Here is a 22,115-nt window from a genome sequence, read left to right on the forward strand (position 1 = left end):
CCGGCTCTGATCGGTTTTGCACAGCGTCAAACCCCGTCGCCCTTGCGCCCCGCCCCACAACCATCAATGCTTGCGGACAAGACCGCCCGGCAGACAACCGTATAAAGGCCGCCCATGAAAATCGTCGAAGTCCGCCACCCCCTCGTGCAGCACAAGCTCGGCCTGATGCGCCGCGCCGACAACAGCACCAAGTCGTTTCGCGAATTGGCCTCGGAGGTCGCGACGCTGCTGACGTATGAAGCCACCGCCGATCTGGAAACCGAGGAGGCGGTGGTCGAGGGCTGGGCCGGGCCGGTCGTCACCCGCCGCATCAAGGGCGCCAAGGTCACCCTGGTGCCGATCCTGCGCGCCGGCCTGGGCATGCTGCCGGGCGTGCTGGAGCTGATTCCGGCGGCCAAGGTCGGCGTGGTCGGTCTGCAGCGCGACGAAGAAACCCTGCAACCGGTCGGCTACTACGAAAAACTCACCGGCCGGATGGAGGAGCGCACCGCGCTGATCCTCGATCCGATGCTCGCCACCGGCGGCAGCCTGATCGCGACCGTCGACCTGCTCAAGGCCGCCGGCTGCAAACGCATCAAGGGCCTGTTCCTGGTCGCCGCGCCGGAAGGCCTGAAGGCGCTGGAAGCGCGCCACCCCGACGTCGAAGTCTTCACCGCTTCGATCGACGAACGCCTCAACGAAGCCGGCTACATCCTGCCCGGCCTCGGCGATGCCGGCGACAAGATCTTCGGGACCAAGCATTACGCTTGAGCGTTGTTGCGAGTGAGATCGCGCCCCGCCACGCATGCGGGGGGGGCCGACGGATATCGCCGTCGATGCGGTGCTCGCGCTGCACAAGCGCCCCGGTGCAACGAAGACCGCTGCGCCCGAACGAAACCCTCAAGAGGTCTTGCGCTGCCGCCGCTTGCGCAACCGATACAACAGGATCAAGGCGAACGCCACTGCGGTGGCGAACCAGGCCGGCGACCAGCGGCCGTCGTCGCGGTCGATCGAGGCCGCGGCATTCGGCTCGCGCGCAGGCGCTGCATTCAGGGCTGCGGCGGCGGCTTCGGGGCGCAGGCGCCAACTGCCTTCGCGCAGTTCCAGCTTGCCCTCCAAGGGCGGCAGCCGCAGTTCGCGCCAGCTCACGCGCAGATCGCCGATCTGCGGGTCGAGCGGGTTCTCGGCACTGCCGAGGCCGTCGCCTTCCGGCTGGAAGGTCGCGGCAAGGTTCGCCGGCAGGCGGCTGAAATTCGGGCGAAACAAACGCCACTCGCCGACCGCACGCAGCACCTCGGGGCGGATCGGCTTGCCGTCGAGAGTCGCGGCGTCCGCCCACCAACGCTTGTTCTCCAAGGGCAGGCGCGTCGGATTGACGTGCCCGGCCGAGAATTTCGAGGAATCGATCGGGGCCGCGTTCCAGACCCGCTCGTAGCCTTCGCCGACCGAGCGCCACTGATACATCTCGACCCGGCGATCGAGCCCGAACTCGCGCGTTTCCACGCCGAAGTCGCGGTCGAGCAAACGCTTGCCGCTGCGCGGTTCGCCGAGCGGTTCGCCCGGGTCTTCGCTCTGGGCGAACGCCGTGCCCGCGAGCACGCACATCGCCAGCAAGGCGATGGCATACAGCGCCAGCGCCGCCCGGCGCCGGCGGCCGCTCACGCAGCCCATGCGGCCAGGGTCCGCGCCTGCAGTTCGGCGACTTCGTGCGCGGTGCCGAACTTGCCCTTCTCGTCGCGCACCACCTGGGCCAGCGCGCACTCGGGGTCGTGGGTGAAGAACAGATGCACGTTGCGCGCGAGCTTGTCGCTGAGGAAGCTCTTCTTCTCGTCGATCAACAGCTCGGCGTTGCGGTCGTAGCCCATGGTGATCGGCACGTGCACCCACGGCCGCCCGGGAATCAGGTCGGCGCAGAACACCACGCCGCCGTGCGGTTCGCCGCCGACGCTGTCGGGGCCGACGATCTCGGCCAGCATCAGCCCAGGCGTGTGGCCATCGCTGTAGTGGAAACGTACGCTGTCGCCGAGCAGCCTGGAATGCGCGCCATCGACCAGCTCCAGCTTGCCGGTGGCTTCGAGCAAACCCGGCAGCTCGGGAATGAAACTCGCGCGGTCGCGCGCATGCGGGTGTAAAGCGCGCTCGTAATGCTCGCGCCCGACCAGATACGACGCGTTAGGGAACAACAGGCGCGGCGCCTCGCCTTCGGCCCAAGGCGCGAGCAAGCCGCCGGCGTGGTCGAAGTGCAGATGCGACAGCACCACCACGTCGATGTCCTCGGGCGCGAAACCGGCGCGAGCCAGCGATTCGAGCAGGACATGGCGATCTTCGACCACGCCGTAGCGTTCGCGCAGCTTGGGTTCGAAGAACGCGCCGATGCCGGCCTCGAACAGCACGGTCTTGCCGTTGAGCGGGCTGGCGAGCAAGGCCCGGCAGGCCAGGGCGATGCGGTTGTGTTCGTCGGGCGGCGACCACTTCGCCCACATCGCGCGCGGCGCGTTGCCGAACATCGCGCCGCCATCGAGTTTCTGCGAGTTGCCGAGGATCGACCAGAGTTTCATGTCTGCACCGCCCGCTGAGGGCATTGGCGAAGGATGGTCCGATTTTACTGCGCAAACGCAGGCATCGGGCCGGAACGAGGCGAAGCGGCGGATCGTGGACAGGCGCCGCTCACGCTACGCAGGCGTCGACCGCAGGCAGGCGTCGCTTACGCTTGCTCAGCCATCGATCACAAGCAGGCTTCGCTTACGCTGCGCAACCGCCGATCATCGGCAGCCGCCTTCATTCGGCGCCTAAGGCCGTCATTGCGGCGTGGTGACGGTGGCGAAGTGGAAGATGAACTCGCCGTCGCGGCCGTCGCCGGCCACCACGCGCACCGGCGCCAAGGGCCGCTCGGCCAACAGGGTCGCGCTGCCGCTGGCGGCGGCCTTGCTGATCAGCCCGGACGAACGTCCGTTGATCTTGACCAGCATTTCCTGCCCGGCCACCAGCACCACCCGCCCCATCGAGGGGTCGGTCGGACGCGGGGTGACGATGCGCTCGGCTTCGCTGTCGAGGTAGTCGCGCGACGGCAGCGCGAACAGATCCTGACCGCCGGCGCTGACGTCGAACGACCAGGCCGTGCTGCCGTTGGTGCCGTCGTTGACGACTTCGATCTTTTCCAGGGTCAGCAACACCGTGTAGCGCGCCGGCGCCTGCGGCGCGGCGGGCTTGACCGGAGTGGCCGCCACCGGCTGCGAGGGCGCGGCCGGCGTCGTCGGCTTGTCCTTGAGCCCGCCGATCTCGCGCACGTTGTTGACGAGTGTGGTCAAGGCCACGAGGAAAGCGACCAGCGCGATCGAAATCGCAGGCACGCGGGTATACCAACGCTTGTCGTTATCGTCGCTCACTGCCCTGTCCCCTGTTGCTTCACGCTGCCGTCCATGCCGCGAAATCTACTGCACCGCACCGCCGTCGCGCCATCGCGCCGACGGTTTCGCAGGCGGCGGCTCAGGGTTTGCTGGGCCGTACCTCGGCCTGGCCGACCGGATTGCGCGGATCGGTGCCGCCCGACAGCGTGTTGGCGCGCTTGTCCCACATCACCGTCTGCAGGTTGCCCCAGGTCGATTCGCCGGCGTTGACCTTGTGGCCCATGGCCTGGAGCTTGGCGACGGTGTCGGCATCGAGCGCGCCGGGTTCGGCCGAGATCGCGTCCGGCATCCACTGGTGATGGATGCGCGGTTGCGCGGCGACCTGCTGCGGCTGCAGGCCTGCGTCGTAGGCGAGGATCGCCAACAGCACCTGGGTGATGATGCGGCTGCCTCCGGGCGCGCCGACCGCGACCACGCGATCGGATGATTCCAGGAAGCTCGGCGTCATCGAGCTGAGCATGCGCTTGCCCGGTGCCGGCGCGTTGGCCTCGAAGCCCATCACGCCGAACGCGTTCGGGGTGGCTGGACGCAGGGCGAAGTCGTCCATTTCGTTGTTGAGCAGCACGCCGGTGCCCGGCGCGACCAGGCCCGAGCCGTACAGCAGGTTGACGGTCTGGGTCGCCGAGACGCGGTTGCCGTCGCCGTCGATGATCGAGAAGTGAGTGGTCTCGTCGTCTTCGAGCGGCGCCGGCTGGCCCGACAGCAGATCGCTCGGCGTGGCCTTCTCGGGATGGATCGTCGCGCGCAGGCCGGCGGCGTAATCGGCGCTGGTCAGGCGCCGGATCGGCATCTTCACGAAATCCGGATCGCCCAGATAAATCGTGCGGTCGCGATACGCGCGGCGCATGGCCTCGGCGAGGATGTGGGTGCGGTGCGCGGGATCGAGCTTGGACAGGTCCCAGCCCTGCAGCACTTGCAGGATCTCGGCCAAGGCTACGCCGCCCGAGGACGGCGGCGGCGCGGTGACGATGTCCCAAGCGCGGTACTTCAGGCGCAGCGGTTCGCGTTCGCGCACCTTGTAACCGGCCAGTTCTTCGGCGCGCCACTGGCCGCCTTCTTGCTTGACCGAAGCCAGCAATTTGGCGGCGACGTCGCCGCGATAGAAACCATCGAAGCCTTTCTCGGCCAGCAGTTCCAGAGTGCGCGCCAGATCCGGCTGCTTGAGGGTCTCGCCGGCTTTCGGCGGCGAACCGTCGGCGAGGAACACCTCGCGGGTGCCGCGGTAGCGCTCCATCACTTCACGGCGGCTGCCATAGCCCTTTTCCAGGCGCGGATACACCTCGAAGCCTTCGCGGGCGATCCGGATCGCCGGCGCCAGCGAGGTCTTCAGCGGCAGCTTTCCGTAGTGCTGCGCCAGATGCACCAGCGCCGCCGGCAGACCGGGAATGCCGGCCGACCACGGCCCATTGGTGGCGCGGTCGCGGTTGAGTTCGCCCTTGTCGTCGAGATAGGCCGCCGGCGTGGCCGCGGCCGGCGCGGTCTCGCGCGCGTCGACGAAGATGTCGCGCTTGGTTTTGGCGTCGTGCAGCAGGAAGAAACCGCCGCCGCCGATGCCCGAGCTGATCGGCTCGACCACCGACAGGGTCGAGGACACCGCGATCGCGGCGTCAAAGGCGTTGCCGCCGGCGCGGACGATTTCCAACCCGGCCTGGGTCGACAACGAGTGCGCACTGGCGATCGCGGTGCCGGGCGGATGCGCGGCCGCGCTTGCGGCCGCGGCGCTGCGTGCCGGCGCGCGGGCGCCGCCGTCGGCGCACCACGCGGGCGAGGCGATCAGCAGCAGCGTGGCCATCAGCAAGATGGGAGACTTCAGACCGGCCCGCAGCCGCAACGCCTTGCGCATCGTGTTCACTCCTGCTGTAGACGCCGCAGCTTGTCCAGCAATTGCGGCTCGGTTTCGACGTGGTTGGGGTCCGGGTCGATGCATTCGACCGGACAAACGACCACGCATTGTGGTTCGTCGTAGTGCCCGACGCATTCGGTGCAACGCGCCGGATCGATCACATAGATCGTTTCGCCCTGGGAGATCGCCTGATTGGGGCAGGCTGGCTCGCAGACGTCGCAGTTGACGCAGAGTTCGTTGATCTTGAGCGACATGGGCACTGGTCGCCGGCGAGCCGCGGGTTCGCATTGCCGGCATGGAGCTTGCAGTGTAGGGCTTGGGCGTCCGCCGGCATAGCCGAGCGCCGGGATGCTGCGTGTCGCGGGCACGGCGGCCGCGAATGTGCCAGCCGCAGCCCCGTCCGCCCGGATGGCGGCTCGCGGTCCGGATGGCGGTCGGCCGCTGAGAACCACCGGCCGGCAAGCGATTCGGGCTCACGCGGCCTGGGGCTTTACAAAACGATTCGGGCCGCTTGCGCGGTGGGGGGCTTTACAAAACGATTCGGGCGGCTTGCGCGGCCCGAGTGGGTACAGCTTCAGCCAGCGCCAGGCGCTCCGAAACGGCCCGGCCGACTCAGCGGCCGGGCGGCTGGATCACTTGGCTTCGACGAACACGTAGTTGACCGACGACGGTGCCACCGCGGTCTTGACGCGCTCGTTGTCGACGCTGTCGCCGATGAAGATGAACTTGACGCCCTTCATCGTCGTCGGCAGGACCTTGGCGAACGAGGCGACGACCAGGTCGGCGGTCTTGGCCGAGTTCGGCGAACCGAACGCCACCAGGTTGCCTTCGAGGATGCCCTGCGACAGGTCGGTCTGGGCCTTTTCGAGCATGCGCTCGTAGTCGCCCTGGAAGGTCGGCGCTTCCGGCGCCGGCAGCACGTAGACATAGGTGCTGCCGCTGACGCCGTCGAGATTGCGCTGGACCACGTCGGTCAGATAAGCGCTCCAGGCGCTTTCGTCGCTGGTCTTCGGCGCCGGCAGCGCGGCGGTCTCGACCGCGGCTTCCTTCTTCTCCTCTTTCTGGCACGCGGCCACGAACGGCAGCGCCAGGCAGGCGATCAGCAGCAGGCGGGAGGAAGTTTTCATCGTTTGCCCCTTGGATGTTTGTTTGGTGGTCAGTGTTTGTTGCGTTGCCACTCGGCCTGCAGCGCGTCGACCACGGCCGGCGGCACGAAGCCGGAAACGTCGCCGCCGAGGCGGGCGATTTCGCGCACCAGCGAGGACGAGATGAAGCCGTACTGCTCGGCCGGGGTCAGGAACAAGGTCTCGACCTCCGGGATCAGATGCCGGTTCATGCTCGCCAGCTGGAATTCGTATTCGAAGTCGGACACCGCGCGCAGCCCGCGCAGCAGCACCCCGCCGCCGACCTGGGCGACGAAATGCGCCAGCAGCGAGTCGAAACCGCGCACTTCGACGTTGGGCTGGTGGGCGACCGCCTTGCGGGCCAGCTCGACCCGGGTCTTGAGCGGCAGCGCCGGCCCTTTGCCCGGGCTCTCGGCCACGCCGATGATCATCCGTTCGAACAATGGGGCGGCGCGATCTACCAGGTCGATGTGACCGTTGGTGATCGGGTCGAACGTGCCGGGATAGACGGCGATTCGGTTGCGGGCCGAGCTCATTCGATGGTCGTTCGCTGCTGGAATGACAGGGAGCGGGAAGGCCGCCCCGCCGGATGCGGCGCAGTGTAGCAGCCGGTTGCCGGAGCCGGTCAGGGCGCCAGACGGCGGTACACGGCGTAGCGGACCTCGCGGGTAGCGCCTTCGCGATGCAGCAGCCAGTCGCCGGGCAGATCGATCGCCGCCTGCGCCGGCGCTTCGACGTACAGCCAGGCCGAAGGCGCCAGCGTCGGCAACAAGGCCGGCCAGACCGTGCTCCACAAGCCGGCCGCGAACGGCGGGTCGACGAAGGCCAGGTCGAAGCCCGGCACGCCCTCGCCCGCCCGCGGCTGCGCCGCCAGCCAGGCCAGCGCATCGGCCTGGGCCACGCTGGCGGCCTCGCCGCCCTGCAGGCGGCCGGTCAGCGCGCGCAGTTCCGCGGCCAGGGCCGGGTCGCGTTCGACCAGCACCGCCGATGCGGCGCCGCGCGACAGCGCTTCCAGGCCGAGCGCGCCGCTGCCGGCGAACAAGTCGAGCACGCGCGCCCCCGGCAGCACCGGCATCAGCCAGTTGAACAAGGTCTCGCGCACGCGGTCGGAGGTCGGGCGCAGACCCGGCGCATCGGCCACGGCCAGGCGCGTGCCGCGCCAACGCCCGCCGATGATGCGGACCTTGCCGGTCGGGGCTGCGCTGCGCGAGGCGGCGGAAACGGGACGTGGGCCGCGCTGTGGAGTCTTCATCGGGGGCGCCTGGAGGCCGGTGCTAGCATGTGCACATTCTCGCGCATCCTCGCGCCTTCTCGCCCCCAGCCTCCCGAATGGTCAGTTTTTTTCGCCGCAAGAAACCCGAAACCGCCGGCGGAAGCTCGTCTTCCGAACGCCGTTTCACCACCGAAGAACTGGCCGCCGCGTTTCCCAGCGCGCGGCTTGAGCCTGCGCCGGCCGAAGCGCCCACGGCCACGCCGCCCGCAGTCGAAGCGCCTGCACCGCAGCCGCCTGCCGCCGAACCGGCTTCGGTCGAGCCGGCTCCCGTCAAGCCAGCGTCCGTCGAGCCGCCGGTGCCGGCCGAAGTCCTGGCCGCCGCGCTCGAAGTCGAGCCGCCCTTGCCGGTGGCGCCTGCCGTTGCGACCAGCGCGCCCGCAGCCGCCCCGGCTGCAGCGCCGGTAACCGCATCCACCACGGTGATCTCGGTGCCGGGCGAATCCGCCCCGGCCGACTACATCGACAAGCCGGCCGCCGCCGCGGGCAAGTCCGGCTGGCGCGAACGCCTGCGCGGCAGCGTGTTCGCACGCAGCTTCGGCGGCCTGTTCTCGCGCAACCCGCGCCTGGACGACGACCTGCTCGACGAAATCGAAACCGCGTTGATCACCGCCGACGTCGGCGTCACCGCCACCACCCAGCTGGTCGAAAGCCTGCGCAAGCGCATGAAGTCGCGCGAGTTCGCCGACGCCAACGCCCTGCTCGCGGCCTTGCGTGCCGACCTGATCGCGATGTTGCTGCCGGTCGCCAAGCCGCTGGTCATCGACACCCAGGCCAAGCCCTTCGTGGTGCTGACGGTCGGCGTCAACGGCGTCGGCAAGACCACCACCATCGGCAAGTTGGCCAAGCGCTTCCGCGACGAGAACCGCCCGCTGATGCTCGCCGCCGGCGACACCTTCCGCGCCGCCGCGGTCGCGCAGTTGCAGGCCTGGGGCGAACGCAACGGCGTGCCGGTGGTCGCCCAGGGCCAGAACGCCGATGCCGCCTCGGTCGCGTTCGACGCCTTGCAGGCGGCCAAGGCGCGCGGCACCCAGGTGCTGATCGCCGATACCGCCGGCCGCCTGCACACCCAGCAGGGATTGATGGCCGAACTCGGCAAGATCCGCCGTGTGCTGGCCAAGGTCGACGCGACCGCGCCGCACGAAGTGCTGATGGTCATCGACGGCACCACCGGCCAGAACGCGCTGTCGCAGTTGCGCCAGTTCCATGCCGCGGTCGGCGTCACCGGCCTGGTGGTGACCAAGCTCGACGGCACCGCCAAGGGCGGCGTGGTGTTCGCGCTGGCGCGCGAGTTCGGCATTCCGATCCGCTACGCCGGCATCGGCGAACGCCCCGAGGATCTGCGCGTGTTCGATGCCGAGGCCTTCGTCGACGCTCTGCTGCCTGAAGCGCTGGGCGGCTGAGGCGCGGCCTCGCCATGCCCGCGACGACCACGGCCGCGCCGGCGCGCCGCTCGCGCAAACCGATAGCGATCGTCGCGGTCGTGCTGCTGGTCGCCGCGCTCGCCTTGCGCTGGGTGTCGCAGCCCAGCCAGGTCAGCGGCATCCTGCTGAGCCAGGTCGGCAAGGCGCTGGGGCTTGAGCTCAGCGCCAGCGGCGCCAGCGAATACCGTTTGCGCGGCACGCCGATGCTGGTGGTGCGCGACCTGGTCGCGCGCCAACCCGGCGCGACCGTACCGCTGCTGCGCGCCGAACGCGTCTACCTCGCCCTGCCGTGGCGCACGATCCGCGCCGCCGGCGCGGTGCTCGACGTGGAACGGATCGAACTCGACGCCCCGCAACTCGATGTCGCCGCCTTGCAGCGTTGGTTGGCCACACGCCCGCCCTCGACCGAACCGCTGCGCATCCCAAGCCTGAGCGACGGCCTGCGCATCGTGCGCGGCCGCGTCGTCGGCGCGGGCTGGTCGATCGAACAGATCTCGCTGTCCTCGCCCGAATTGCATCCGCAGCGGCGGCTGCGGGCGCGCATCGGTGGACGCGTGCTCAGCGATGGCGTGCAGGTTCCGTTCGATCTCGCCGCGACGCTGCAACGTCCCGCGCTCGCGCGTGGCCTCGGCCTGTCCGGCGGCGTCAGCGTGCAGGCCAAGGACTGGGCCCTGCCGATGCGAATCCGCCTGGGCGCCCTGCTGCATTCCGGCGACGACGGCCTCGGCCTCGATCGCCTGCGTCTGGGCGCCAACGCGCGTTACCGCGCCGGCGATACCGACCTGCCCTTCGTCTTCGGCCTGGCCGGACCGCTGCGTTATCGCGATGCGGCCTTGACCCTGGCGCCGCTCGGCGCCGCTTTGCGCGGTAAAGATGCGATACCGCAACTCGATGCGAGCGGGCGCTTCGCCTTCGGCGAGGCCATGCGATTGCATCTCGACGGCGTGCTGGCGCAATGGCCCGAGGCCTGGCCTGCGCTGCCGCCACCGTTGGGGCAATCGAGGTCGCCGCTGCCGTTCGTACTCGACTACGACGGCCCGGCCGATTTTTCCGGCGACAGCGCGCTGCGCCTGCAACGCGACCGGACCCGCTTCGATGGCCGCTTCCGACTGCCGACGGTATTGGCCTGGGTCGACGCGAGCGAAGGCGCACTGCTGCCGCCGTTGAGCGGCCGTTTGAGCACGCCGCGGATCGAAGTGTCCGGCGCCACCCTGGAAGGGGTCGAGATCGAAATCGAAGACGACGACGCGACGCCAGCGACCGCCACGCCAACTCCACCCACGCCGAAGCCGGCTGCGACCCGCTCGCCCGAATGAAGTCATCCGCCTGAAGTTACCTGCATGAAGTCACCTGCATGAAGTCATCTGAATGAAGTCATCTGAATGAAGCAGCGCGCAACCAAGCCACGCCCGAGCAAGACCGCAGGCGTGCCGGCAGCCAACAACTCCGCCAACGCCGGCGACGACGCCTACGCCAGCCGCCTGTTGGCCTGGTTCGACGTCAGCGGCCGCCACGACCTGCCCTGGCAACATCCGCGCACGCCGTACCGGGTGTGGCTGTCGGAGATCATGCTGCAGCAGACCCAGGTCAAGACCGCGGCGCCGTTCTTCGAGCGTTTCGTCGAAACCCTGCCGACCCTGCCTGCGCTCGCCGCGGCCTCGCTGGATACCGTGCTCGGCCTGTGGTCGGGGCTGGGCTATTACGCTCGCGCACGCAATCTGCATGCGACCGCCAAGCTTTGCGTCGAACGCCACGATGGCGACCTGCCGCGCGATATCGATGCCTTGACCGCCCTGCCCGGCATCGGCCGCAGCACCGCCGCGGCGATTCTCTCGCAGGCCTGGGACGACCGCCACGCCATCCTCGACGGCAACGTCAAACGGGTGTTGAGCCGTTATCACGGCATCGCCGGTTATCCGGGCCTGCCGGCGATCGAACGCCGGTTGTGGGCGCTGGCCGAATCGCATCTGCCGCATGCGCGCATGACCGATTACACCCAGGCGCAGATGGACCTCGGCGCGACCCTGTGCACGCGCAGCGACCCGTCCTGCATCCTGTGCCCGCTGCAACACGATTGCGTCGCGCGCATCGAAGGCCGCGTCGCCGAACTGCCGACGCCCAAGCCCGGCAAGATCGCGCCGCAACGTCATGCGCAGGTGCTGTGGCTGCTCGACCGCAACAACCGGGTGCTGCTGCAACGCCGTCCGCCCGCGGGCATCTGGGCCTCGTTGTGGACCTTGCCGCAAAGCGACGACGAAGACGGCGCGGCGCAGTGGTTCGCCGCGCACGTCGGCGGCGAGTTCGGCGACGGCGAGGAACTGACGCCGATCGCCCACGCCTTCAGCCATTACAAACTCGAACTGCTGCCGCGACGCTGGCGCCCGGTCGCCTTGCGCGACGGCGTGCGCGACAATGACGACCTGCGCTGGTTCGAACGCGCCGAACTCGCCACCCTCGGCATCCCGGCGCCGATCCGCAAACTGATCGAATCGCTGTGACGCCGCGCCGATGCCGGCGACCGCAGCGGTACCTCGCTACTTTCCACCACATTCCAGGACCATCCCCATGAGCCGCACCGTTTTCTGCGAGTACGAACAACGCGAGGCCGAGGGCCTGGATTTCGTGCCCTGGCCCGGCGAACTGGGCAAGCGCGTGTTCGCCCATGTCGGCAAGCCGGCCTGGGCCGCATGGCTCGCGCACCAGACCATGCTGATCAACGAGAACCGGCTGTCGCCGCTCGATCCGAAGCATCGCGCCTTCCTCGAAGGCGAAATGGAGAAATTCCTGTTCGGCGGCGGCGCGGCCAAGCCGGACGGCTACGTGCCCGAAGCCTGATCGGCAGCAGGAAGCCCGTCACGTTTCCGGCTACGGACCCGTGGCCTGCGTCGCAACGATGCGCCGGTTTCGTGTAGAACCGGGGGACTCCGGCTTATCCGGAGTCCACAGGCACAAGGGAGAGTCCTGATGTTCCAGTCGAAGAAGCAACTCAAGACGAAGTCGCTGTTCCTGCTCGCCGCCGGCATGCTCGTCTCGCTGGCCGCAATGGCCCTGCCGCACGCCGGCCCGGGCGAGAGCTACACCTTCACGTTCTACTCCGACGCATCGCGCACGGTCGAAGTCGGCGGTCGTTCCTATGGTTACTGCGGCGAGCCCTTCCAGTGGGGCCGCATGACCTCGTACTCGACCTACTACAAGACCACCTGTAACCCGCTGCCCTGATCGGGCGCCTCCGCGCGAATCACAGACGGACCCGGCCTGCCGCAAGCGGGCTGGGTTCGCTGCGCGCGCACGGGCCTCAAGGAGAATCGCGATGTCCGCAACCAACAAACCGTCGAAGAACAAGCTGTCGTTGTTGCTGCTCGCCGCCGGCATGGTCGTGTCGCTGGCCGCCGCCGCACTGCCCTATCCGGGCCCCGGCGAAGGTTACGTCTTCACTTATTACTCCGACGCGACCCGCACGGTCGAAGTCGGCGGCATGGGTTACGGCCACTGCGGCGAGCCCTTCCAGTGGGGCGAACGCACTCGCTATTTCACCTATGCCAAGAGCACCTGCGGCTGGGAGCCATGAGTCGCTGCGCTCTCGGCACGTCGGCATTGCGTTGATCCCGAATGCGACGAAGCCCACCGCCTGCGGTGGGCTTCGTCTTTGCGGCGATCCGATCAATGCCCGCCGTCGATGCCGAACGCAGGCGGATACACCACGGCGCCGGCAGCGCCGGCCAGCGCGCCTTCGACCAGCTCCAGCGCCATGAACGATTCGCCCGCGAACGGCGCCGCGAGCTTGCTCGCCAGGGCTGCGGAAAAACCGAAACGCGGGTAGTAAGCGGCGTGGCCGAGCACCACCACCGCTTCGCAACCCAGCGCCTTGCAACGCGCGAGCCCGTCACGGATCAACATCGAACCGATACCGCGCCGCTGATGCTGCGGCAACACCGATACCGGCGCGAGACACAGCGCATCGGCGATGCGTCCGTCGACGACGACGTGCAAGGTGGTGAACATCGCGTGCCCCACCACTCGCCCGTCGTCGACGGCGACCAGGGACAGCCGGACCAATCCGTCCGCACGCAGGCGTTCGATCAGTTCGGCCTCGTCGCCGCCGGCGAAGGCGGCGCGGGTGACGGCGTCGACTTCGCCATGATGCGCGGCATTTTCCGCTTCGATACGCATGGGGTTCTCCTGCCCGCACGCGGGCTCGTGACGAGAGACGCGACTGAACATCAGCAGGCTCAGCATGTCGGCCTCCAATGCTGGTGGCGCAGATGCGCTATCCGTAGCCACTGAATGCTGCGCGATGGCAACGACCCGTTGAAGGACTTCGACCACGCACGCGTGTGCGAGGCCCGAGTGCTGCAGCGTGACCGGCGCGTGCTGGAAATGTCGCGGTAAACGACGGCGATAGCGATGAAGTCCGCAGCATCGGCGCTGCGATGGTGGATGGCTCCACCTGAGGCGGACGCGCACAGCGCGCGCCGCTTCCTTTGCGAAATAGTCATGTCTGATGTCGGTTGTAGCCGAAACGGACGCGGCGGCGCGCATTCGCTTTGCGCGAATGGCGAACGAACTCGACGCGTCTACCCACCTTCACTCAGTGAAGGGTTTAGCGGGTGGCTACACTCTCAGACATGGTGTCCCTCTGGACCCGCCGGATGACGGTGAATGGGGATGCGCACCGTAGTGCGCACATTGACGAGTGTCAAATCGCGCGCATCGACGCTGCAACGATCGCCCCCCCCGCCCTAGGCTCCCGCTCGGTCCAGGCCACAGACCTCGACAGCGGATGTCGTCGACCGCTCCCGCACCTTACAGGCCGGGTTTCGGCAAGCCCGGATCGAGCACGACCGGAGCGATCCGCCGCGCCTTCGGGGGCTCTCAACCTCCCTCATGGTCAGAAACTGACCTTCAGCGGCAGGTCAACGACCTCTACGAGGAAGGGCGCCTGACCGCCCGCACCCGGCGCTGACGACCGGCCTTGAAAGCGGTTTCTCTAAAACTGTGATGAATGGCACATTTTTTGCGACCTGGATCACATTAACGGCGCGCCGCCCCCGATCGCGCGCCCAAGCCTCGCAAGGATCGTCCACGAATGTTGGCAAAACTTTTGGCCCCCCTGTGCCTGCTCGCCCTCTCGGCGACCGGCATCGGCACCGCCCATGCCCAGGCGGGCATCGGCGTCCAAGCCGGAGCCAGTCCGACCGGCACCATCGGCACCAATAAAGGCGACGTCGGCTCGGGCGCCCTGCAATGCCAGGCGGGCACGGTCGTCCGCGGCGGCTATCACCGCGACAAATCGATGAGCGCGGGGATCACCTCGACCCGCGGCATGACCAACCGCGTGGGCCTGTACTGCGGCGGCATCACTACCGACGGCACCACGGTCAGCGTGGTCAATCGCAACCCCAACGGCACGCCGGACGTGTTGTCGGGCACCTACGCCGAGCCGGGCACGGAAGTCACCGGCTACTGTCCGGCCAACCAACTCGTGCACCAGTTCGGCGGTTGGGATCGCGAATGGTCGAGCGGCCAATACCCGCCGTGGGCCTCGTCCTTGAACCTGGTTTGCCGGCCTCTGACCTTGAACGCGAATTCCTGGGTCCGCATGACCACCGGCGCCTCGACCAGCGTCGAAGTCGGCGTGCGCGAGACCATGTCCGGCCAACCCGCCCACGTTGCGCGCGGGCCGTTCTGCAGCAACACCGCCACCTCGTTGGTGTCGGGGTTGTACATGCAGGCCGGCGGCGAGGGATACGACGGCATCAACGTGTATTGCGGCACCCTGTTGCAGGCGCGTCATTCGGCGATCCTGGGCTTCACCGATTTCGCATGGAGCCAGACCCGCGGCGGCAGCGGCTGGCTGGTCAACCTGACCCAAGGCGCGACCCTGCTGGATAACGGCGCCGGAACCACCGGCGCGGGACGCACCCCGCATGCCAGTGCCGCAGCCAACCTCAGCACCGTGCAAACCGCGAGCGAGATCTACGTGTTGCCCGGCAGCAATTACCGCGCGGCGATCAGCCAGCGGCCGAGCGGCATCGCCGCCAACACCTTCGTCTCCAGCGGCACCTGCCTGACCGGCGTCGCCTTGCTCAACGAAGAAGATCTGTCCTGCACGCTCAACGTCACCGGCCTGCCCGACATCGCGGTCGCGCTGACCACGCCGACGCCGGCCTACAGCAACTACGGCCAGTTGCAGAACATCGTGCTGACCGCGACCAACCTCGGCCCGGGCGCCACCGACGGCGACGACGGCTTCACCGTGGTCGCGACCTTGCCGGCCGGTTGGACCGCCGGCACCTTGCCGGCCAACTGCACCGCCAATGGCGCGAACACAGTCGTGACCTGCGCGCTCAACCCGACTCCGCTCGCTGCCGCGGCTTCGCCGGGCGCGAACGGCGGCACGGTCAGTTTCAGCATTCCGGCCACGGTCAACCCGCCGACCCTCAGCGGCACCTACACCGCCAATGCCGCGCTCGGTCGCGCCGTGCCCGACGGCGACGGCGATGCCACCAACAACGACTTCAATACCGCCAACGACACCGCCAGCGGCCCGCTGGTATTCCAGAAGCAGCCGATCCTGCGCCTGCGCAAAACGCTGCCGCTGGGCCGCTTCGTCGATGCCGACCAATTCACCTTGAGCATCGTCGGCAACGGCGGCCCGGCCACGGCGACGACCACCGGCAGCGGCACCACCGCGACCGGCGAAGCCTTGCTCAACACCGGCAGCATCGGCTCGGCCTATACCCTGTCGGAAACCGGCGCCGCTGGTGCGAACCTGGCCAACTACACGACCGGTTATGCCTGCACCAACGCCCGCGCCGGCGGACAAACACCGAGCGGCAACGGCAGCAGTTTCAGCCTCACGCCGGTGGCCGGCGACGACCTGACCTGCACGCTGTCCAATACGCGCGCGCCGCTTGCGGACCTGGTCATCACCAAGACCAATACCCCCGGTTCCGGCCCCAACGATCAGAGTGGCGACACCGTAGCCCGTGGCGCGACGACCCTGTATTCGATCGTGGTCACCAACAACGGGCCCGACGCGGTCACCGGCGCGATCCTGCGCGACCCCAACGCGAGTCGCAGCAACTTGAATTGCACGACACCGCCGACCTGCAGCGGCAGCGCTTGCCCGGTGACGCCGATCAGCCTGGCGGCGCTGGATACCGGGGTGACCTTGGGCACCTTAGCGAACGGCGCCAGCGTTACCGTGACCTTGAGCTGCACGATCAACTGATCCGCCAGGCTGCCGCCGGGGAAGAAAGCCCCGGCGCGGCGACTGTGCGTCGAGGGTTTCCGGCGCCGGGTGTTCGGCGCGGCATCTGCTGCTATTTGTTCTGCTCTTTAAGTTCTGCGCCGAGCATCGATCGCTGATCGCTGATCGCGGGTTGCTGATCGCCGGTCGCCGGTCAGGGACCAGGATCTGGGATCTGGGATCTGGGATCGTCAGCAGTCGACGATCGACAACGATGGTGCATGCGCCACGCAGGCGCCTGCCGCAGCCGAATCGACTGCGGCGAGACGACCGGCAAAACCGAGGTGCCGAAGACATGAGAAGCCGTCACCGCCCTCCCGGGCGAGCCCGTCATGTTGCTGGCGGGCCTTCGTTCCCTGAAGGCCCTTGCCGTGTGGAAACAACTACCGAGGGAGGGCCACACGTTGCCAGCCTGGCCAGCTTGGCGATTCGGACGGGTGCGCGCAGTCGGTCGGCGCCGCAGTAACGGGTCGGATTTCTCCTACCCCGTTCTACCGCCGTTTCGTGCCATCGAGGATGCATCCCGGCATCGCGGTCGATAGCCGTATTCGCGTCGTAGGCGATGGGATGAAATGCTCTGACAAACACGAAGTCGCCTGCCGCGCACGCGACAGCCAAGGCTTGATGAAATCTGGCGGCTCGCGATCGCGGGTCGGCGTTCGCCATCGGCCACTGTCGCCGGAGCGTCCGGCGAGCCACGCTGCACGCATCGATGGAATCGTCGCGATCGATTCCGGCGCAGGCATGAGCTGGCCACAAAAAACAAGGGCCTAGCGCGAACGCTAAGCCCTTGATGCAAATGGTGGCCGGGGAGGGAATCGAACCCCCGACACGGGGATTTTCAATCCCCTGCTCTACCAACTGAGCTACCCGGCCGTTCTTTCACGGTGCGCCGTGAGAGGAGCGGGATGATACGGATGCCGACGGAATCTGGCAAGCCTCATCGGCGCTGAACGAACCGCGAGGTCGACGCGGCGCTCCGCTACCGCCGGCGCATCATGTCGACCTAGCCCGCAATGGCGGCCTCGCCGCCGAGGAGTGGATCATGAAACGTCTGGTTCCGGCCGCTCTCGCCCTGCTCTTGCTGAGCGCTTGCGCGAGCAATCCCAAGATGGACGACGCGCAGCGCCTGGCGCTGTATCGCGCACACGCCTCCGCGCCCGTCGACAGCTTCCAGTACTTCGGCCGCATCGACGGCTGGACCCCGCTCGGCGACAGCGCACTGGCGGTATGGACCAAACCCAACCAGGCCTACCTGCTCGAACTGCAGGGCCGTTGCCCGGACCTCGACTTCGCCTCGGCGATCAGCGTGAGCAATCAGATGGGGCGTGTGCACTCGCGCTTCGACAAGGTCACCGTGCTCGGCCACCAGTCGATCAAGATGCCCTGCTTCATCAGCCGCATCCTTCCGCTCGACGTCAAGGCGATCAAGCAGGCGCAAAGCGACATGCGCGAAGCCGGGACGATGCCGGAAGACCCGAAGCCCTGAGGTCCTGAAGTCGGCGGAGGCGCGGCTTCGCGTCGCGCTTGCGCGGCATTCGATCGACTACCCGGATCACTGCGAATGAGCGCATGCGTCCGCAGCGTTCGCGCCTTGGTCGAGTAGCCGATCAAGATCGAACCGTTGCGAGCCGACGCTCGCGGTCGGCGCCCTTGGCCGCTGAGCCGCGCGACCTCGCGGCAAACCGCGGCCGGCCGAATAGCCCCGCCACCCCGGTCCAGACCGCCTGCCGGGGGAACGTGACCGGGGTCAGAAAAATCCTACACGGCGCCGCGCGTTCGACCTACTGCGCCGAACCGCCCCGACGTCCAATCTGTACTCGCCCCGGCAGCACGGTCGATGCGATGACACGGATGCCGCTCAGCAACGGATTAAGGCCGTCACCTTGAGCAGGTGAGCCAGCGGAGTCGGGGCTACTCTTTGCAAGTGTTGGGGAAGTGGGCATGCACGGCGAAACGGAGTTCGCACCGAGGGCCAGGAAGGCCAATCGGTTTGTTCCGCGTGGTCTACGCAGGATTCGTGCATGAAGGCGGCATCGGTGGTCCAGGACATGCTCCACGAGCTGCCTCGCTATCTCCTCGTACTGGCCGCCGTCTCGGTGCTGGCTTTGCTGGCCCAGGCGGCGGCGCCTTCTTCCCCGCCCGCGCCCCTGCCCGCGACGGCCACCGACCGCGACGCGCCCTCGGCGCCGAATCCCCGATCCCCGCTGGCCCATCAGGGCGACATGCTGCGCGCCACCGCGGCCCGGTCGCTCGAACCGAGTGCGACCGCATCGCCCGCGCACGGCGAATCCCGCGCGGCCCGCTAAGCTCCGGCGCCGGGCTTTACCGCAGCCGTCCGCCGACATTGCGTCCGCCGACGCCACCACCCTGACGACGCCACCATTCGCCGTAGTATCCTCGCCGATCTCATCACGGCGGAGCGGCGGCATGAAAGCAGGGTCCTGGATGCGTCTGTTCGGCCTGGCGCTCGCCGCCGCCTTGCTCGCCAGTTGCGGCGGCGGACAGGTCCGCCGCGTCTCCGAGCCCGCCGCCCGCATCCAGCAACTGACCGTGCGCGCCAACGGCAGCTGGGCGGTCGAGGTGCGGATCGAGAACTTCAGCAGCATCCCGATGCGTTTCGACCGTTTCGACCTGCAGCTCAAGCTCGGCGAGGACGCCGCCGGCCAACTCCAGGCCCAGCCCGCGGTGTCGATCGGCCCGGAATCGGCCGACGTGGTCACCGTCGACCTGACCCCGTCGGGCGCGGCCAAGATCGCCATCGCCGACGCGTTGTCCGGCGGCCGCAGCCTGGCCTACAGCCTCAAGGGCGACATCGCCGCCACCCCGGACGAGGCCAAGCAACGCATCTTCGCCATCGAGCGCAGCAGCGCGCTGAGCCCGGCCCCGGGTTTGCCCGGGGTGATGCGCTGAGGCTGGGAGTCGGGAATGGGGAATCGGTTGAGTCCACCCCTGCTCTTTCCCTGCCCGAATCCGTCGCTCTCGCCGCGTCCTTGCCGTTTCGATTCCTTACTCCCTATTCCCCATTCCCGAGCCTATGAGCACCTATAAAGCCCCCCTCGCCGATATGCGTTTCGTCCTGTTCGACGTCCTCGGCGCCGAAGCCCAGTTTCAGCGCCTGGGCTACACCGACGCCACCCGCGACGTGCTCGACGCCGTGCTCGAGGAAGGCGCGCGCTTCAACGAAACCGTGCTCGCCCCGCTCAACGCCATCGGCGACCAGATCGGCTGCAGCCACGACAAGGCCACCGGCGCGGTCACCACGCCGCCGGGCTTCAAGCAGGCCTATACCCAGTTCGTCGAAGGCGGCTGGTCGGGCCTCACCGCCGAAATCAAGTTCGGCGGCCAGGGCCTGCCGCACGCGGCCGGCGTGCCGCTCAAGGAAATGATCGACGCCGCCAATCTGGCCTGGGGCAACTTCCCGCTGCTCTCGCACGGCGCCACCGAAGCGCTGCTGCACCACGGCGAGGAATGGCAGCAGGAAGTCTTCCTCAAGCCGCTGGTCGAAGGCCGCTGGACCGGCACCATGTGCCTGACCGAGCCGCATTGCGGCACCGATCTGGGCCTGCTCAAGACCAAGGCCGAACCGCAGGCCGACGGCAGCTATTCGATCACCGGCACCAAGATCTTCATCACCGCCGGCGAGCACGACCTCACCGACAACATCATCCACCTGGTGCTGGCGCGCCTGCCCGACGCACCGGCCGGCAGCAAGGGCATTTCCTTGTTCATCGTGCCCAAGGTCAAGGTCGCGCGCGACGGCAGCACCGGCGAGGCCAACGCGGTGCGTTGCGGCAGCCTCGAACACAAGATGGGCATCCACGGCTCGGCCACCTGCGTGATGAATTTCGACGGCGCGCAGGGCTATCTGATCGGCCAGCCGCACAAGGGCCTGATGGCGATGTTCACCATGATGAATACCGCCCGCCTCGCCGTCGGCCTGCAAGGCCTCGGCCTGTCCGACCGCGCCCTGCAGAACGCGCTGCGCTACTCGCGCGACCGCCTGCAGATGCGCTCGCTGTCGGGCACCAAGTTCCCCGAACTGCCGGCCGACCCGATCATCGTCCACCCCGACGTGCGCCGCATGCTGTTGACCTGCAAGGCGTTGGTCGAAGGCGGCCGGGTGATGGGCTACGACGCCGCGCTGCAAGTCGACATCGCTCACGCCAGCGGCGACGAAAAGGAACGCGCCGAAGCCGATGCACTGATCGGCTTCATGACCCCGATCGTCAAGGCCTGCCTCACCGAGTGGGGCGTGGAATGCACCTACCACGCGCTGCAATGCTTCGGCGGCCACGGCTACATCGCCGAGCACGGCATGGAGCAGCTCGCCCGCGATGCCCGCATCACCACCTTGTACGAAGGCACCACCGGCATCCAGGCGCTCGACCTGCTCGGCCGCAAGGTCATGCAGCTGCAGGGCGCCGGCCTGCGCGTGATGCTGGAGAAGATCGAACGCTTCTGCGCCGATAACGAAGCCAACGCCGCGGTCGCCGAGTTCGTCGGCCCGCTGCGCGCGAAGGCCGCCGAATGGCAGCAGCTGACCATGGCGGTCGGCAAGCGCGCCGCCGCCAACCCGGACGAGGTCGGCGCGGCCGCCTACGATTACCTGATGTACTCGGGCTATGTCTCGCTCGCCTACTGGTGGGCGCGCAGCGTCGCCGCTAGCGAGGCTTCGTCGCAGTCGGCCCGCTTCAAGACCGGCAAGCGCGAGACCGCGCGCTTCTATTTCGCCCGCCTGTTGCCGCGCAGCCAGGCCCACGCGATCACCATCGGCGCCAGCGTCGAGACCCTCACCGGCCTGGACGCGGAAGCGTTCGACGTCTGAGGCTTCGCCGCGCGCGTGCGGTTCCGCCGGCCGGCTCCGGCGGAACCGTAGTTTCTACGGTGTTCGATCCAGCGCACGCCGCCCCGGTTCGGACCGGCGCGCGCGAGGCTACGCCAGCGCAACTACCAAAATCGTCATCAAACGGGTATAAGCTGGATTCCCGATGGAGACCGATAGAGCGAAGATCCGCCTGGTCCGAACCGGAACCCACGCTGAAATGCTTCAGCGTGAGCCGGACGCTACAGGCGTCTGCGATCCTTACTCGCCTTGGGCCGGTCCCCGCGCGGTTCCGCGCAACGCTCTCGAACGACTCAACTCGGTGCGGCTGCTGTCGCTCGATGCGCATGGCCGCGTGCTCGACTGGATGAATTGGCAGGAAGCCAGTTGCCTGTACGTGCGCGGCGCGGTCGCCTGGACTTTGGGCGACCCCTGCCTGGAAGTGCACGGCGGCACCAATCGCCTGACCGGCGAACGCAGCGTGCTCGAACTGCATCCGATCGTCGCCGCGCGCGGCCACGCCCGTCCGAGCGCGCTCGACCCCACCCCGGCCCTGACCAACGCCGCGCTGTTCGCGCGCGACGGCCACCTGTGCATGTACTGCGGCCACGACTTCCATCGCCCGCACCTCACCCGCGACCACGTCGTCCCGGTGTCCAAGGGCGGCCGCGACCTGTGGGAGAACGTGGTCGCCGCCTGCTTCCAGTGCAACTCGCGCAAGGGCAACCGCACCCCGCAGCAGGCCAGCATGCCGCTGCTCGCGGTGCCGTATCGCCCCAGTTGGGTCGAGCATCTGATCCTGTCCAACCGCAATATCCTGGCCGACCAGATGACCTTTCTGAAGAATCAGCTGCCGAAGAACGCCCGCCTGAATGCGTGAAGGCGTGAAGTCCGTCGCAGTATTGGCGCGACAACCCCGGTGCGGGTGCCGAATAAGGGTCATAAACGACGTATAGCGCGCGTTGACGACAATCCAGTCGTCCCGGACACT

Annotated in this window: 22 protein-coding genes and 1 tRNA gene; 13 read left to right on the forward strand and 10 right to left on the reverse strand. The window is 68.1% G+C overall.

Annotation, left to right across the window (positions count from 1 at the left end):
* Positions 1 to 114: 114 nt before the first annotated feature.
* Positions 115 to 750, forward strand: a complete 636-nt coding sequence (gene upp / locus ACTOWK_RS11345; RefSeq protein ID WP_441330276.1) for a uracil phosphoribosyltransferase — start codon at positions 115 to 117, stop codon at positions 748 to 750.
* A 129-nt stretch (positions 751 to 879) separates the two neighbouring features.
* On the opposite strand, the gene ACTOWK_RS11350 is transcribed toward upp, so the two are convergent.
* The 8 genes from ACTOWK_RS11350 to rsmD form a co-directional block, all read right to left on the reverse strand.
* Positions 880 to 1,641 carry a TMEM43 family protein gene (locus ACTOWK_RS11350; RefSeq protein ID WP_441330277.1) on the reverse strand — a complete coding sequence of 254 codons (762 nt, stop codon included), beginning with the start codon at positions 1,639 to 1,641 and terminating at the stop codon, positions 880 to 882.
* Entirely contained in the window at positions 1,638 to 2,537 is a 900-nt protein-coding gene (locus ACTOWK_RS11355) for an MBL fold metallo-hydrolase (RefSeq protein ID WP_441330278.1), read from the reverse strand. Before ACTOWK_RS11355 ends, ACTOWK_RS11350 begins: the two co-directional genes overlap by 4 nt.
* Positions 2,538 to 2,777: 240 nt before the next feature.
* Positions 2,778 to 3,365, reverse strand: coding sequence for a hypothetical protein (locus tag ACTOWK_RS11360; protein WP_441330279.1), 588 nt, complete (start codon positions 3,363 to 3,365; stop codon positions 2,778 to 2,780).
* Positions 3,366 to 3,465: 100 nt separating this feature from the next.
* Positions 3,466 to 5,178, reverse strand: a complete 1,713-nt coding sequence (ggt, locus tag ACTOWK_RS11365; RefSeq protein WP_441330338.1) for a gamma-glutamyltransferase — start codon at positions 5,176 to 5,178, stop codon at positions 3,466 to 3,468.
* A 56-nt stretch (positions 5,179 to 5,234) separates the two neighbouring features.
* Positions 5,235 to 5,483, reverse strand: coding sequence for a YfhL family 4Fe-4S dicluster ferredoxin (locus tag ACTOWK_RS11370; RefSeq protein ID WP_031372928.1), 249 nt, complete (start codon positions 5,481 to 5,483; stop codon positions 5,235 to 5,237).
* 378 nt (positions 5,484 to 5,861) lie between these two features.
* The gene (locus ACTOWK_RS11375) at positions 5,862 to 6,356 is read right to left on the reverse strand and encodes a hypothetical protein (protein WP_441330280.1); all 495 of its coding nucleotides are present in this window, start codon (positions 6,354 to 6,356) and stop codon (positions 5,862 to 5,864) included.
* Between the two features lie 29 nt (positions 6,357 to 6,385).
* Positions 6,386 to 6,889, reverse strand: a complete 504-nt coding sequence (gene coaD, locus ACTOWK_RS11380; RefSeq protein WP_031372926.1) for a pantetheine-phosphate adenylyltransferase — start codon at positions 6,887 to 6,889, stop codon at positions 6,386 to 6,388.
* Between the two features lie 89 nt (positions 6,890 to 6,978).
* Positions 6,979 to 7,605 carry a 16S rRNA (guanine(966)-N(2))-methyltransferase RsmD gene (gene rsmD / locus ACTOWK_RS11385; protein ID WP_441330281.1) on the reverse strand — a complete coding sequence of 209 codons (627 nt, stop codon included), beginning with the start codon at positions 7,603 to 7,605 and terminating at the stop codon, positions 6,979 to 6,981.
* Positions 7,606 to 7,682: 77 nt separating this feature from the next.
* On the opposite strand from rsmD, the gene ftsY reads away from it, so the two are divergent.
* From ftsY to ACTOWK_RS11415, 6 genes are all read left to right on the forward strand, one after another.
* Positions 7,683 to 9,026 carry a signal recognition particle-docking protein FtsY gene (gene ftsY, locus ACTOWK_RS11390; RefSeq protein WP_441330282.1) on the forward strand — a complete coding sequence of 448 codons (1,344 nt, stop codon included), beginning with the start codon at positions 7,683 to 7,685 and terminating at the stop codon, positions 9,024 to 9,026.
* 14 nt (positions 9,027 to 9,040) lie between these two features.
* Positions 9,041 to 10,363, forward strand: a complete 1,323-nt coding sequence (locus ACTOWK_RS11395; protein ID WP_441330283.1) for a hypothetical protein — start codon at positions 9,041 to 9,043, stop codon at positions 10,361 to 10,363.
* A gap of 111 nt (positions 10,364 to 10,474) precedes the next feature.
* Complete coding sequence (gene mutY / locus ACTOWK_RS11400; RefSeq protein WP_441330339.1) at positions 10,475 to 11,545, forward strand: A/G-specific adenine glycosylase; 1,071 nt, start codon at positions 10,475 to 10,477, stop codon at positions 11,543 to 11,545.
* Positions 11,546 to 11,612: 67 nt separating this feature from the next.
* Positions 11,613 to 11,882, forward strand: coding sequence for an oxidative damage protection protein (locus ACTOWK_RS11405; protein ID WP_031372921.1), 270 nt, complete (start codon positions 11,613 to 11,615; stop codon positions 11,880 to 11,882).
* Positions 11,883 to 12,011: 129 nt separating this feature from the next.
* Positions 12,012 to 12,266: a hypothetical protein gene (locus ACTOWK_RS11410; protein WP_441330284.1), complete on the forward strand. Its 255-nt coding sequence runs from the start codon at positions 12,012 to 12,014 to the stop codon at positions 12,264 to 12,266.
* Between the two features lie 91 nt (positions 12,267 to 12,357).
* Positions 12,358 to 12,615 carry a DUF6289 family protein gene (locus ACTOWK_RS11415; RefSeq protein WP_441330285.1) on the forward strand — a complete coding sequence of 86 codons (258 nt, stop codon included), beginning with the start codon at positions 12,358 to 12,360 and terminating at the stop codon, positions 12,613 to 12,615.
* Between the two features lie 92 nt (positions 12,616 to 12,707).
* Here the strand turns inward: ACTOWK_RS11415 and ACTOWK_RS11420 are convergent, their stop codons facing one another.
* On the reverse strand, positions 12,708 to 13,586 hold the full coding sequence (locus tag ACTOWK_RS11420; protein WP_441330286.1) for a GNAT family N-acetyltransferase: 879 nt from the start codon (positions 13,584 to 13,586) through the stop codon (positions 12,708 to 12,710).
* Between the two features lie 547 nt (positions 13,587 to 14,133).
* On the opposite strand from ACTOWK_RS11420, the gene ACTOWK_RS11425 reads away from it, so the two are divergent.
* Positions 14,134 to 16,281 carry a prealbumin-like fold domain-containing protein gene (locus tag ACTOWK_RS11425; RefSeq protein ID WP_441330287.1) on the forward strand — a complete coding sequence of 716 codons (2,148 nt, stop codon included), beginning with the start codon at positions 14,134 to 14,136 and terminating at the stop codon, positions 16,279 to 16,281.
* An 818-nt stretch (positions 16,282 to 17,099) separates the two neighbouring features.
* On the opposite strand, the gene ACTOWK_RS11430 is transcribed toward ACTOWK_RS11425, so the two are convergent.
* Positions 17,100 to 17,175 (reverse strand) — tRNA-Phe (locus tag ACTOWK_RS11430).
* 169 nt (positions 17,176 to 17,344) lie between these two features.
* Here ACTOWK_RS11430 and ACTOWK_RS11435 point away from each other — a divergent pair.
* The 5 genes from ACTOWK_RS11435 (at position 17,345) to ACTOWK_RS11455 (ending at position 22,004) form a co-directional block, all read left to right on the forward strand.
* On the forward strand, positions 17,345 to 17,788 hold the full coding sequence (locus tag ACTOWK_RS11435) for a DUF6491 family protein (RefSeq protein ID WP_441330288.1): 444 nt from the start codon (positions 17,345 to 17,347) through the stop codon (positions 17,786 to 17,788).
* Between the two features lie 535 nt (positions 17,789 to 18,323).
* Positions 18,324 to 18,608: a hypothetical protein gene (locus tag ACTOWK_RS11440; protein ID WP_441330289.1), complete on the forward strand. Its 285-nt coding sequence runs from the start codon at positions 18,324 to 18,326 to the stop codon at positions 18,606 to 18,608.
* Between the two features lie 121 nt (positions 18,609 to 18,729).
* Positions 18,730 to 19,212 carry an LEA type 2 family protein gene (locus tag ACTOWK_RS11445; RefSeq protein WP_441330290.1) on the forward strand — a complete coding sequence of 161 codons (483 nt, stop codon included), beginning with the start codon at positions 18,730 to 18,732 and terminating at the stop codon, positions 19,210 to 19,212.
* 124 nt (positions 19,213 to 19,336) lie between these two features.
* On the forward strand, positions 19,337 to 21,127 hold the full coding sequence (locus tag ACTOWK_RS11450; RefSeq protein WP_441330291.1) for an acyl-CoA dehydrogenase C-terminal domain-containing protein: 1,791 nt from the start codon (positions 19,337 to 19,339) through the stop codon (positions 21,125 to 21,127).
* A gap of 163 nt (positions 21,128 to 21,290) precedes the next feature.
* Positions 21,291 to 22,004, forward strand: coding sequence for an HNH endonuclease (locus tag ACTOWK_RS11455; RefSeq protein WP_441330292.1), 714 nt, complete (start codon positions 21,291 to 21,293; stop codon positions 22,002 to 22,004).
* The last annotated feature ends 111 nt before the right edge of the window (positions 22,005 to 22,115 follow it).

The sequence above is a fragment of the Lysobacter sp. CA196 genome (assembly GCF_052078695.1).
Taxonomy (GTDB): domain Bacteria; phylum Pseudomonadota; class Gammaproteobacteria; order Xanthomonadales; family Xanthomonadaceae; genus Lysobacter.

What these genes read in the sequence shown, in the direction of transcription:
- upp (WP_441330276.1), top strand. Translation starts at nt 115, where the DNA reads ATGAAAATCGTCGAAGTCCGCCACCCCCTCGTGCAGCACAAGCTCGGC.
- ACTOWK_RS11425 (WP_441330287.1), top strand. Translation starts at nt 14,134, where the DNA reads ATGTTGGCAAAACTTTTGGCCCCCCTGTGCCTGCTCGCCCTCTCGGCG.
- coaD (WP_031372926.1), bottom strand. Translation starts at nt 6,889, where the DNA reads ATGAGCTCGGCCCGCAACCGAATCGCCGTCTATCCCGGCACGTTCGAC.
- rsmD (WP_441330281.1), bottom strand. Translation starts at nt 7,605, where the DNA reads ATGAAGACTCCACAGCGCGGCCCACGTCCCGTTTCCGCCGCCTCGCGC.
- ACTOWK_RS11355 (WP_441330278.1), bottom strand. Translation starts at nt 2,537, where the DNA reads ATGAAACTCTGGTCGATCCTCGGCAACTCGCAGAAACTCGATGGCGGC.
- ACTOWK_RS11415 (WP_441330285.1), top strand. Translation starts at nt 12,358, where the DNA reads ATGTCCGCAACCAACAAACCGTCGAAGAACAAGCTGTCGTTGTTGCTG.
- ACTOWK_RS11395 (WP_441330283.1), top strand. Translation starts at nt 9,041, where the DNA reads ATGCCCGCGACGACCACGGCCGCGCCGGCGCGCCGCTCGCGCAAACCG.
- ACTOWK_RS11420 (WP_441330286.1), bottom strand. Translation starts at nt 13,586, where the DNA reads ATGCGCGCCGCCGCGTCCGTTTCGGCTACAACCGACATCAGACATGAC.
- ACTOWK_RS11405 (WP_031372921.1), top strand. Translation starts at nt 11,613, where the DNA reads ATGAGCCGCACCGTTTTCTGCGAGTACGAACAACGCGAGGCCGAGGGC.
- ACTOWK_RS11445 (WP_441330290.1), top strand. Translation starts at nt 18,730, where the DNA reads ATGAAAGCAGGGTCCTGGATGCGTCTGTTCGGCCTGGCGCTCGCCGCC.
- ACTOWK_RS11435 (WP_441330288.1), top strand. Translation starts at nt 17,345, where the DNA reads ATGAAACGTCTGGTTCCGGCCGCTCTCGCCCTGCTCTTGCTGAGCGCT.
- ACTOWK_RS11410 (WP_441330284.1), top strand. Translation starts at nt 12,012, where the DNA reads ATGTTCCAGTCGAAGAAGCAACTCAAGACGAAGTCGCTGTTCCTGCTC.
- ACTOWK_RS11455 (WP_441330292.1), top strand. Translation starts at nt 21,291, where the DNA reads ATGGAGACCGATAGAGCGAAGATCCGCCTGGTCCGAACCGGAACCCAC.
- ggt (WP_441330338.1), bottom strand. Translation starts at nt 5,178, where the DNA reads ATGGCCACGCTGCTGCTGATCGCCTCGCCCGCGTGGTGCGCCGACGGC.
- ACTOWK_RS11450 (WP_441330291.1), top strand. Translation starts at nt 19,337, where the DNA reads ATGAGCACCTATAAAGCCCCCCTCGCCGATATGCGTTTCGTCCTGTTC.
- ACTOWK_RS11440 (WP_441330289.1), top strand. Translation starts at nt 18,324, where the DNA reads ATGAAGGCGGCATCGGTGGTCCAGGACATGCTCCACGAGCTGCCTCGC.
- ftsY (WP_441330282.1), top strand. Translation starts at nt 7,683, where the DNA reads ATGGTCAGTTTTTTTCGCCGCAAGAAACCCGAAACCGCCGGCGGAAGC.
- ACTOWK_RS11375 (WP_441330280.1), bottom strand. Translation starts at nt 6,356, where the DNA reads ATGAAAACTTCCTCCCGCCTGCTGCTGATCGCCTGCCTGGCGCTGCCG.
- ACTOWK_RS11370 (WP_031372928.1), bottom strand. Translation starts at nt 5,483, where the DNA reads ATGTCGCTCAAGATCAACGAACTCTGCGTCAACTGCGACGTCTGCGAG.